The sequence below is a fragment of the Nostoc sp. ChiSLP03a genome (genome assembly GCF_034531215.2).
GTDB lineage: Bacteria > Cyanobacteriota > Cyanobacteriia > Cyanobacteriales > Nostocaceae > Nostoc.
In genome coordinates, this window is the sequence record NZ_JAVRBQ020000028.1 from 46,813 (window position 1) to 57,758 (window position 10,946).

Sequence of the window (10,946 nt, forward strand, 5' to 3'; positions counted from 1 at the left end):
AATTCTCCCTTGTCCCCCTTGTCCCCCTTGTCCTCTTCATCTCCCCCACTCCCCAATCTCACCTTTTACGCCACTACTAGGCTCTTGTCCACTTGTTGAAATTCGCTCTTACCTACCTTAGATTCGATCGCTGTACCTTTGAAGAAATCGGGGTTAGCTTGGGTGTAAAACTTGTAGGGATTAGCGAATACATAGGACTTGAAGTCGGCTTCGGTCAGGACGCCTTCTTGTACCAAATCCCAGCTTTCAGCTAAGGGGGAGGTGAGGTCTGGTACATCCCAGTGACCAACATCGGAGGAATAGATGGCGTTGATTTTGACTCCCAAGGGATTAGCTTTGTCATTGAATGCTGTAGCGATCGTGCGATCGTCTGACTCGGAACCAAAGAAGAAACTGTTCACCCAGCGATCGCGGATGTCTTCAATTGTTTCAATACCTGCGGCGGCAAAATCGTCCAATTCGCTACCAATCGGCGCTCGGCTATGACGGCTGAATGAAGCTCCCAGTACAGTCTTGGTCAATTCATCCTTATCGAGGGAATACCCTTGAGTAACTTCTGCACCGTAGCGCTCAAATATTTCAAACAACTCATCAGAATTCGTCAACGCTGGATTGTAGTTTTCCAGTGCCTTGATATTGCGCTTCAAGAACCGATCTACCAAATGGATGTAGACACGCGCACCCCAATCTGCGCCGCCTTCCAGCATTGCTACACGCAACTGCGGAAAACGCTTGGTAACACCGCCGAAGAACAGCGCCTTCGCAAATGCTTCCGAACCATCGGCGAAGTGACCGATATGGTTGTTCATGTAGTTACTGATGGAGGAGCGGCCAGTCCAACCCTGACTGCCGTAATGGGTGGTGACGGGTACGCCAAGTTCCACGACCTTTGCCCAGAAAGGATCGTAGTCGTATTCACTATCTAGTCCGTAAAAGTCGATATAAGAAGCATACTTGGCGATTTCGGGGAATTTATCAGCTGGATATTTATCAGCGATCGCTTTGATTGGCCGTTTCACACCGCCAGTAATATTAATCACTTTTAAACCCAGTGTTTTCACTGTAAATTCTAGCTCCTCAATGCCTTCTTGGGGAGTAGTTAAGGGAATACCAGCTACCGGTGTCAAGCGATCGCTATATTTCCGGTAAATATCAGCATGATAGTGATTAACCGCCCGTTGCAGTGCTTGACGATTCTCTGCACTCGCTCCAACTGGTGCCAAAACATTGTTAGGAAACAGCACCGAATAGTCCGATCCCTGTTCTGCCTGACGCTCATAGAGCAGTCCGGGAAGGGTGTAGGTAGCGAGATCCAATGTGTTTTTAGTAACTCTAGCCCACCAAGGCGATCGGATTGTGCGGTTGTATTGACGTTCTTCAGGAGTTTGTTGATACCAATCTTTACCGTTGCTCTTGGAGTTGAGGCGCGAGGCTTCCGTCTTGCGTAACTCATCTACAAGTTTCACACCGCCGTACTTAGCGATGTAATCCTCAAAAGCTGGCGTGAAATCATTGGTGTGAACATCGGTGTCGATTACTGGATAATCAAGGGTTGCTCTGATTGCGGCGGAACGTGAGGTCTTCAATCGGCTATATTCAGTCATGTTTTTTCCTTCCCTACAACAAAAATTACAGGTTTTTTCAGCATCCAATGCTGCTATTGACAAATACATTTCTTGTAGAGACGGCGATTTATCGCGTCTCTCCACAATCTCCACAATCGCGTCTCTCCACAATTGTCTGTAGGTGGCGATCTACAGAAAGTGCAATTTAAAAGGTATGGCATAAGCATCCGTGAAAAATTCATTTACACTACAGCACTATCAACACAGTGCAGATATGAAAAATCATTTACGCCAACACCAATCTTTCATCTAGTTGTTTAGCAGCAAAACGATTAGCCGGACGACGCAATCCCAGGTTTTCGCGCAAAGTACTGCCTTCGTATTCAGTACGGAACAGTCCGCGTTTCTGGAGAACGGGAACGACTAAGTTAACGAATTCATCCAATCCTGTGGGAAGGATTGGCGGCATGATATTAAAGCCATCGGCTGCACCGTTGTTGAACCATTCTTCTAGTTGGTCGGCAATGGTTTCGGGAGTCCCGAGTATGGTGCGATGACCTCGTGCAGTAGCAAGAGAAAGATACAACTGACGCAGCGTGAGAGTCCCACGAGTAGCCAAATCTCTAACTAGTTTGAGACGACTTTTGTTAGTGTTGGTGTCGCTGGGTAGTTCGGGAGCCACATCATCTAAAGAATATTTCGACAAATCCACACCCTTGTAATAGTTCTTTAAAATTCCCCAGGCCACATCGGGATGGATTAACGATTGCAAGAATTCGTACTTCTCTTGAGCTTCTGATTCAGTCCGGCCAATGATTGGGAAAGCACCAGGCATGATTTTAAGATCGTCTGGCGATCGCCCATATTGTGCTAGCCTACCTTTGATATCAGCATAAAATTCCTGGGCATCAGCTAGGGTTTGATTGGCGGTAAAAATCGCCTCGGCAGTGCGTGCAGCTAAGTCTCGTCCCGATTCCGAGGCTCCAGCCTGAACAATCACCGGATAACCTTGGGGCGGACGACCAACGTTTAAAGGGCCTTTTACAGAAAAATATTTGCCCTTGTGGTTCAATGTATGCAGTTTATCCGGGTCGAAATATACACCAGACTCTTTGTCACGGATGAAAGCATCGTCTTCCCAACTATCCCATAGACCTTTCACCACTTCCACAAACTCTTCGGCGCGTTCATAACGCTGGCTGTGTTCTGGGTGATGCTCAAGCCCGAAATTACGTGCAGCATTCTCATTGCCTGTAGTGACTACATTCCATCCGGCCCGGCCTTTACTCAAATAGTCCAATGAGGCAAACTTACGTGCCAAGGTGTAGGGTTCTTCATAAGTGGTCGAAGCGGTGGAAATGAAGCCGATTTTTTGAGTTACAGACGACAAGGCCGAGAAGAGGGTGACAGGCTCAAAATGGGCAATTTTACCATTGCGATGCTGAGTTTCTGGAGCGCCGCCCCAGACTCCTGGACTATCTGCCAAGAAAACTGCATCGAATAAGCCGCGTTCGGCGGTTTGGGTAATTTCTTTGTAATGCTCAAAATTCAGTCCCGCATCTGCTTGTGAATCGGGGTGTCGCCAAGCAGAGACATGGTGTCCGGTGGCTTGAATGAATGCACCTAAACGAATTTTGCGTGTTGTACTCATATATTTTTCTTTGCTTATAGTGCGTTAGCGGAGCGTCTCGTGGAGAAAGCTTAGGCTCGGTATGGCTGATTTGCGCTACGCCAGTTATGATTACTACTGCTACAAAAGGGAGGCATTCACCTCTTGCTAGACACTCAATGTCGTCATGCAAAGCTTTTCTAGTAACTTGCCGTTCAGTTACCTACTAATTGCTCAAAAATCAAATAACCGAACTGTAAGTCAGGTTAATACCACAGCAGAATTAGGAATTCTGCTGCTTGGCGCTCTAATCACCATAAATTTATCTAGTAATTTTACTTACCAGATAGAGCCTACACAATAAATACAAAAAAAGATGTGCTGGAAATCACAATAACACGAAAAACTAATTATTAGTTTTTCAAACATTAAGTATTGCAAATTAATTATTTACTGAGTATATAGTTATTTAACGTGAGTTCGACGAGTGCTATTTTGACCTCTCCCCCAGCCCCTCTCCTAATGGTTTAGCAAACCACACTTTAAGTTGTCACCAATAGCTGGAGGCTGGGAACAAGGTAAGACATTGCCATGAAAATTAGCTGCTAGTGGAAGCGCTTGCCCTTTCTTTTACAACTTCAGCTTTTTTGTCATCAATGGGAAGTTGCACAAAATAGACTAGACCTCTTGCAAAAGTTCTTTTTGCACTCTTGTGGGAAAAGGAAAATAACAAACCTTTCCCCCTTTTCCCGACAAATGCCAAGAAGTTTAAGGAGCATGGTGAAGAACGTAATTACTGACACTGCCATTTGTTAGTCCAATCTTTTCTCAACAAAGAGTAACTTTTAACTGATTACTCCTGAAAGTGGGTGCAGTATTGTTAAATGAAAACTATGTCTGGTTTCAGTTTTAAGATACCGTTCTTGCAAAGGTTGCCACTGCTGCCACGACTGGTAACGATTTTCAGTTAATAAATTAGCAAGGGTGGGCAACTTAGTGTGAATTTCTGATTTATATACATCTCCAAGCCAGTCAGTTAAAACGGCACTATCTTGCATCGTACCCAAAATTTCTTGGATATTTTTTACTTCTGTAATATAAGCTTCGTAAGATTCGCCATATAAGTCAGTAAATAACTCCATTTGATAGCGTATACGTTTAGCTTCTTTTCGCAAACTATGAATATTTTCACCTTCTGTTGTCAATTGTTTTTCTATCTTTTTTGATTTCCAGTTTTTCTGGATCTTCACTTCTGATTCTACAATTTCAGTACCAACTAGCCAACCTGGATGCAATAAGAAGTTACTCACTTCTGGTAAAAGTAAGTCTGGTAGTACTTGCTGAATGGCAATAGATGCCAAAGGTTGATAAGTAGGTTTCTCTAACCACTTATCCAATGCATCTTTTAAAGACTTGTAAGATTCATCGCTTAATGTTTTCTGCACGCTCGATTCTACATCTTCACGCTGTTTCGCCAAAGCTGTAAAAGCTGTTTGCAGAGATTCCTGTTCCTTGCGGGGTAAGTTTGGTTTATAATTGTTTTCCAAACTTTCTTTAAGTACGTCTAAATCTCGCAGATTACCAAGACGACGAGCTATTTTACCAATATTTTTATCGCTGACTGGTTTCGACAAATCCACTGCTAGCCCAAACCGAGTTACCGCTGTCCGTAGGCGGCGCATTCCCACTCGCATCTGGTGCAGCGCTTCTGGATCTTCATCTTTCTTCACTGATTTTTCCCACTTCAAGGTTTTCTTAAAGTGTTTTTCAATCGCTTGGTAGGCGTAGTCACCGAGAGTTTTTACTGTACTTTGTGTAGCTAATTTCATAATTTATCTGAATTATTACCTGACGAAGTTATTGCATAATAACAAGATTATTTGATAAGTTACATATACTTTTGAGATTTTTTTAGGTATGAGAATTCTTAGCTATGCTTATAACTATTGATAGTTGCATTTTATTTTATAAATATGCAATATCTATCAAAGGGTTACAATCATTTCATCACCTTCAGTTGATATAAGCTATAGTTTTGAGAATTAGATTTTTTGCACATCAAGTTATATATTATAATAGCATGGCTAGTATATTTGTAAATATCAATATAATTTAAAATGTCAAACTTACATTTGTTAAATCAAGTTTTATTGACTTTTGTAGATTCTTTTAAAGAGCATAGAGAAGATTTATCAGCACTGCTACTAACACATCAGAAGTATTTATGGTTAGGGTCAGATGAAACTTCAACTATTGAGCGTCTTTCTTTGATTGATACTGATAAATTTACAGAACATCTACAATTTCGTGTAGCAGAATTTATCGATTTACCTGCACCAGAAGAGGAAGAAATTGATATAGAAGGACTGGCTTACGCGGATAATTACTTATGGTTTGTTGGTTCTCACAGCTACAAACGTAAAAAATCCAAACCCGAAAATACAGATGCCAAAAACTTTAAAAGGCTAGCAAAAATTGAATCAGAACCTAACCGTTACATTTTAGGACGAATTCCTCTGATAGACGGTAAGCTATTCTCATCTTGCCCACATCCCGAAAAGCCAGATGTGCAATTGACTGCCAGTAAATTAGAGGTGACGAATCAGGGTAATTTGCTGATGACAGCTTTAGCAGATGATGCCCATTTAGGCTTGTTTATTCAAGCAGCAATTCCCGGAAAGGATAATGGCTTTGATATTGAAGGAATAGGCATTTATCAAAACCGCATCTTTCTGGGTTTGCGCGGGCCTGTATTGCGAGGTTGGGCTGTGGTGCTGGAAATAGAGTTAGAAGATTCTACACCTGGATTGATGAAACTAAAGCAAATTGGAGAATTGCAGGAGTTATATAAAAAGCATTTTATCTGGTTGAATGGTTTGGGAATTCGAGATTTGTATGTAGACGATCGAGATTTGTTGATTTTAGCTGGGCCAACGATGGATTTAGATGGCCCCGTGCAAGTTTATCGCTGGGTAAATGGTGTGAATATGCGAGAAAGTGTCTTCAGCAATCCCGATTTTGTGCAAGATATTCCTTATGGGAATCGGGAAGAACACGCTGAGGGAATGACGCTGTTTCAGGATGTAGCTGGTATACCTTCGCTATTGGTAGTTTATGATTCTCCAGCAAAAAGTAGGCTGGTGGGTGATGATAGTGTAATGGCGGATGTGTTTAAGTTGGCCTGATTTCAATCTTGGTTTTGGGATTTTAGATTGTTAAATGTTAGTAGAAATTGCTTGTACGGGACAGGTGGGGATACACTGTTCGCAGACGATACAGCGCGATCGCGTGAATGTCAACTTGTATGTCTCTGGCTGGAGGGTGAGGGCTTCGGTAGGACAAACCCCAGTACACAAGCCACAGTGGACACACACATCCTCGTCGATCGCAATTTCGCCTAACGTCGAAGAAACATTAACATTACGCGATCGCATCCACTCGATCGCCGCATCTAATTGATCGATGTCTCCCGATAATTCCACTACCAATTTGCCAATTTGATTTGGGGCAACTTGGGCGCGGATAATATTCGCAGCGACGTTGAACTCTTTAGCCAGTACATAAGTGACTGGCATTTGCACGGCGCGTTTCGGGAAGGTGAGGGTTACTCGTTTTTTCACAGGTTTAGCAGAGGGTTTTTTCTGTTGTAGCGTATTGACAGTTTTATCGAAACAATCGGGTCTAAAATCTCGCCTTTTAAGGCAAAAGTTTGGCAAGCGGGGTATAAATCCCCGTTACAAAAACGGCCTTCTGCCTCCTGCCTCCTGCCTTCGTTAAAATTAATCAATATTGATATTTGTTAATGATTGGGAACCGCAAATATAGACCTTTTGGAAGATGTTTTAAAAATCAGTATTGATACTATATTAAACTTGCCATTTAAATTTATTACTTGTTATCTGTTATATCCATTTTAACTTGGAAAGCTTTTAACATGAAAATTTTAGTTGTCGAAGATGACGAGTTAAGTGCATATTCACTCACCTGCGTTTTAACTAACCAAAACTACGCGGTTGAAGTTGCCACTGATGGTGATACTGCTTGGAATTATATTCAAACTTACGATTATGATTTAATCCTTCTAGATGTAATGTTGCCCAAACTGGATGGCATTAGTCTTTGTCGTCAAATTCGGTCTAGTGGTCTGCAAATGCCAATATTATTATTGACAGGGTGCGATAGTAGTCATGAGAAAGCGATCGGACTAGATGCAGGCGCAGATGACTACGTAGTTAAACCCTTTGACGCAGAAGAGTTAATTGCTCGTGTTCGGGCACTGTTGCGTCGCAGAGGTGTAACCTCGCAACCTGTACTGGAGTATGGTGGGTTGCGGCTAGACCCTAGTAGCTGTGAAGTGATGTATGCTGAAAAGCTGCTAGCACTTACTCCCAAAGAGTATGCTCTTTTAGAACTATTTTTGCGAAATACTCGTCGGGTGTTTAGCAGCAGCATGATTTTAGAACATCTGTGGTGTTATGAAGACACTCCACAAGAAGAAGCTGTTCGCACCCATATCAAAGGGTTACGACACAAACTCAAAGCTGTAGGAGCGCCCAGTGATTTGGTTGAAACCGTTTACGGTATTGGCTATCGGCTGAAATCACTGGCAGAGGGGCAGAGGAGCAGGGGGGCAGAGGAGCAGGGGAGCAGAGGGGCAGAGGAGCAGGGGGGCAGAGGGGAATTAGATTGTGAAAAATCCTTGGTTCCTAATCTCAAATCACAACAGCAAACATTAATGGCAGTTGCGGAAATTTGGCAACGATTTCAAAAGCGGGTAGACGAGCAGGTGAGGGTGCTGGAGGAAGCGATCGCAACTTTAAACCAAAATAGTTTAAATCCCGATTTGCGATCGCTTGCAGTCAAAGAGGCGCATACCTTGGCGGGATCTTTAGGCACTTTTGGCTTGCCTCTTGGCTCAAAATTAGCACGCAATATCGAACTTTTACTGAGTTCTGGTCAAACTCTGAGTCAATCTGAAATTAGCAACCTCGAAAGTTGGGTAAAGTTATTGCGTCAGGAAATTGACGGAAACGACGTAGCAATATCTGCATCACCAACCCCACAGGTTTTAGAAACAGTCACACAACCACTGCAAAATGACCTCGATGCAAAAACTAAAATATTGGTTGTGGATGACGATCCGCAAATTCAGGCATTTTTACAAACCTTACTTAGTCCTTGGGGACTAAAAGCGATCGCTCTTGAAGATCCGCGTCAGTTCTGGGAAATCTTGGAAATAGTTACGCCAGATATGCTGATTCTGGATGTGGAATTACCTTATATAAATGGTATAGAACTTTGCCAATTAGTACGCAACGATTCGCGCTGGTGTGAGTTACCCATTCTATTCCTAACTGTGCATAGCGATGCCGAGATGGTAAATCAAGTGTTTAGCGTTGGTGCTGATGACTTTGTAAGTAAGCCTATTGTTGGGCCAGAACTAGTAACCCGGATCGTCAATCGCTTAGAACGGATGAAATTGCGGCAGCGCGTCGTCCAGGGAGGCAGGGAGGCAGGGGGGCAGAGGGGCAGAGGGGCAGAGGAGCAGAGGGGCAGGGGGGCAGGGGAAGCAGGGGGAGCAGGGGAAGATAGGGTAGTGAATTCTTCTTTGCCTCGCTCATCTCTTAATTTACAAGCCATCAACGAACTGGAATTGCGAGTAGCAGAGCGCACTGCTGAGTTAATTCGGGTGAATCAACAGTTGCAGTCACAACTTGATGAACGTCAACGGACACAAGGAGAATTACGGTTCTCTCAAGCTCGATTTGCACGAATTTTAGATATTGCTGATGATGCAATTATTTCCATTAACGGGTTCCAAAGCATCACTTTGTTTAATCAAGGAGCAGAGAAGATTTTTGGCTACTCGGCTCAGGAAGTGATTGGACAAGGACTTGATTTACTCTTACCGCAGCGCTTTTTTCAAGCCCATCGTCAACATGTGGTTGACTTTGGTCAATCTCCCAATGTTGCCCGTCGGATGGGAGAACGGCGTGAAATCTACGGACGCCGCAAGGATGGTACTGAATTTCCAGCAGAGGCTTCTATCTCCAAAATAGAGATGGCTGAAGAAATATTTTATACGGTTATTTTACGAGATATCACAGAGCGCAAACTAATTGAACGCATGAAAGATGAATTTGTTTCTGTTGTTAGTCATGAACTCCGTACACCTTTAACTTCGATTCACGGCTCTCTAGGAATGCTAGCCAGTGGTTTGCTAACAACAAACTCAGAGCAGGGAAAACGCCTATTGCAAATTGCCACTGATAGCAGCGAACGCCTAGTACGTTTAATCAACGACATCTTAGACATTGAGCGCATCGAGTCGGGTAAGGCGAAGATGGAACCAGAAATCTGCAATATTGTTGACTTGATCGTTCAAGCAGTAAATGTCATGCAGCCTCTGGCTGACAAAGCAGGAGTGAAAGTATCTGTTTCTGCTATATCTGGCCAAGTATTGGCAGATGCCGATCGCATTGTCCAAACATTGACCAATCTATTGAGTAACGCCATTAAATTCTCGTCTGCTGGATCTACGGTTTGGTTGGGGGCGCAACCACAAGAAAATGAAGTTTTGTTGACAGTCAAAGATACCGGCCGCGGTATCCCAACAGACAAACTTGAAAGTATCTTTGAGCGCTTTCAACAAGTTGACTCTTCAGACTCACGTAACCATGATGGTACTGGTTTAGGTTTGGCAATTTGCAAGAGTATTATGCAACAACACGGCGGACGCATCTGGGCTGAAAGTGCATTAGGTGAAGGTAGCACTTGTTACGTCACTCTGCCATTATTTAGGGCTTTCCAAAATCCTGATTTAGAAGACTCTTCCAACATTCCCTTAGTTCATAGTAGTTACGAGCCAACTACAAATAGCCAACTAAGTCCAGATGCAGAATTTTTGAGCAACGGGCGTGTAACTACCAAGGAATTTGAACAACGGGTGATGAAATTACTTCAGAGCATTACCCCGAACCAACAAGAGGATAGCAGCGATGACAACAAAGCAAATTCTAGTGGTTGATAACGAGCAGTATATTCAAGAAGTTGCCAAGATTTGCTTGGAAACAGTCGCAGGCTGGAAAGTAGTGACTGCGAGTTCTGGTCAAGAAGGCATAATTAAAGCTGAGACTTACCAACCAGATGCAATTTTATTAGATGTGATGATGCCAGAGATGGATGGCATCACTACCTTTGAAAAGTTACAAGCCAATCCATTAACCAAAGCGATTCCAGTAATTTTGTTAACTGCTAAAATCCAAGCTTCCGATCGCCGTCGCTATAATCAGATGGGAATGATTAGCGCGATCGCCAAACCATTCAATCCTTTAGAATTAGCTGCTGAAGTAGCCGTAGCCTTGGGCTGGAGCCTAGAAAAGTAGAACAAAATCCATAGTAAATTAATTTATAAAAAATAGACGTAGGCAAAAGTCAATACAGTTAAGATCGGGCCAAAACACTTGTAGAGACGGCGATTTATCGCGTCTTTAAAACCCAAAATTTTTGCCATTAGCCCTTAACCCAAACGTATTGAGGGAAAAGTGATTTAAAAATTTTTTAGGTGTTAAAGAACACAACGAATAAAAATATATTCAATTGTTGTTGAAATATATAATATAAACAAACAACTTATACCAATTTTTTATAAAGCTGCATAGAATTCGATCCCCCCTAACCCCCCTTAAAAAGGGGGGAACCGGAAAAACATCTATCAAAGTCCCCCTTTTCAAGGGGGATTTAGGGGTATCAAGATATGTGCAACTTCACAT

At 42.9% G+C, this 10,946-nt stretch carries 7 protein-coding genes; 3 read left to right on the forward strand and 4 right to left on the reverse strand.

Annotation, left to right across the window (positions count from 1 at the left end; translation table 11 throughout):
• Positions 1 to 65: 65 nt before the first annotated feature.
• From RMY32_RS03680 to RMY32_RS03690, 3 genes are all read right to left on the reverse strand, one after another.
• Entirely contained in the window at positions 66 to 1,604 is a 1,539-nt protein-coding gene (locus tag RMY32_RS03680; protein ID WP_322711444.1) for an amidohydrolase family protein, read from the reverse strand.
• A gap of 247 nt (positions 1,605 to 1,851) precedes the next feature.
• The gene (locus tag RMY32_RS03685) at positions 1,852 to 3,216 is read right to left on the reverse strand and encodes an LLM class flavin-dependent oxidoreductase (RefSeq protein ID WP_322711445.1); all 1,365 of its coding nucleotides are present in this window, start codon (positions 3,214 to 3,216) and stop codon (positions 1,852 to 1,854) included.
• 803 nt (positions 3,217 to 4,019) lie between these two features.
• The gene (locus tag RMY32_RS03690; RefSeq protein WP_322711447.1) at positions 4,020 to 5,003 is read right to left on the reverse strand and encodes a CHAD domain-containing protein; all 984 of its coding nucleotides are present in this window, start codon (positions 5,001 to 5,003) and stop codon (positions 4,020 to 4,022) included.
• Positions 5,004 to 5,291: 288 nt separating this feature from the next.
• On the opposite strand from RMY32_RS03690, the gene RMY32_RS03695 reads away from it, so the two are divergent.
• On the forward strand, positions 5,292 to 6,359 hold the full coding sequence (locus RMY32_RS03695; protein ID WP_322711448.1) for a DUF3616 domain-containing protein: 1,068 nt from the start codon (positions 5,292 to 5,294) through the stop codon (positions 6,357 to 6,359).
• A gap of 30 nt (positions 6,360 to 6,389) precedes the next feature.
• On the opposite strand, the gene RMY32_RS03700 is transcribed toward RMY32_RS03695, so the two are convergent.
• Complete coding sequence (locus tag RMY32_RS03700) at positions 6,390 to 6,794, reverse strand: NIL domain-containing protein (protein ID WP_094347724.1); 405 nt, start codon at positions 6,792 to 6,794, stop codon at positions 6,390 to 6,392.
• Positions 6,795 to 7,108: 314 nt separating this feature from the next.
• Between RMY32_RS03700 and RMY32_RS03705 the strand changes: the two genes are divergently transcribed.
• Complete coding sequence (locus RMY32_RS03705; RefSeq protein WP_322711449.1) at positions 7,109 to 10,201, forward strand: response regulator; 3,093 nt, start codon at positions 7,109 to 7,111, stop codon at positions 10,199 to 10,201.
• Positions 10,173 to 10,559 (forward strand): response regulator, encoded by a 387-nt coding sequence (locus RMY32_RS03710; RefSeq protein WP_322693377.1) that lies wholly within the window; start codon positions 10,173 to 10,175, stop codon positions 10,557 to 10,559. Before RMY32_RS03705 ends, RMY32_RS03710 begins: the two co-directional genes overlap by 29 nt.
• Positions 10,560 to 10,946 lie beyond the last annotated feature (387 nt).

Coding starts and splice junctions, on each gene's coding strand:
- RMY32_RS03685 (WP_322711445.1), bottom strand. CDS start 3,216: ATGAGTACAACACGCAAAATTCGTTTAGGTGCATTCATTCAAGCCACC.
- RMY32_RS03705 (WP_322711449.1), top strand. CDS start 7,109: ATGAAAATTTTAGTTGTCGAAGATGACGAGTTAAGTGCATATTCACTC.
- RMY32_RS03690 (WP_322711447.1), bottom strand. CDS start 5,003: ATGAAATTAGCTACACAAAGTACAGTAAAAACTCTCGGTGACTACGCC.
- RMY32_RS03695 (WP_322711448.1), top strand. CDS start 5,292: ATGTCAAACTTACATTTGTTAAATCAAGTTTTATTGACTTTTGTAGAT.
- RMY32_RS03680 (WP_322711444.1), bottom strand. CDS start 1,604: ATGACTGAATATAGCCGATTGAAGACCTCACGTTCCGCCGCAATCAGA.
- RMY32_RS03710 (WP_322693377.1), top strand. CDS start 10,173: ATGACAACAAAGCAAATTCTAGTGGTTGATAACGAGCAGTATATTCAA.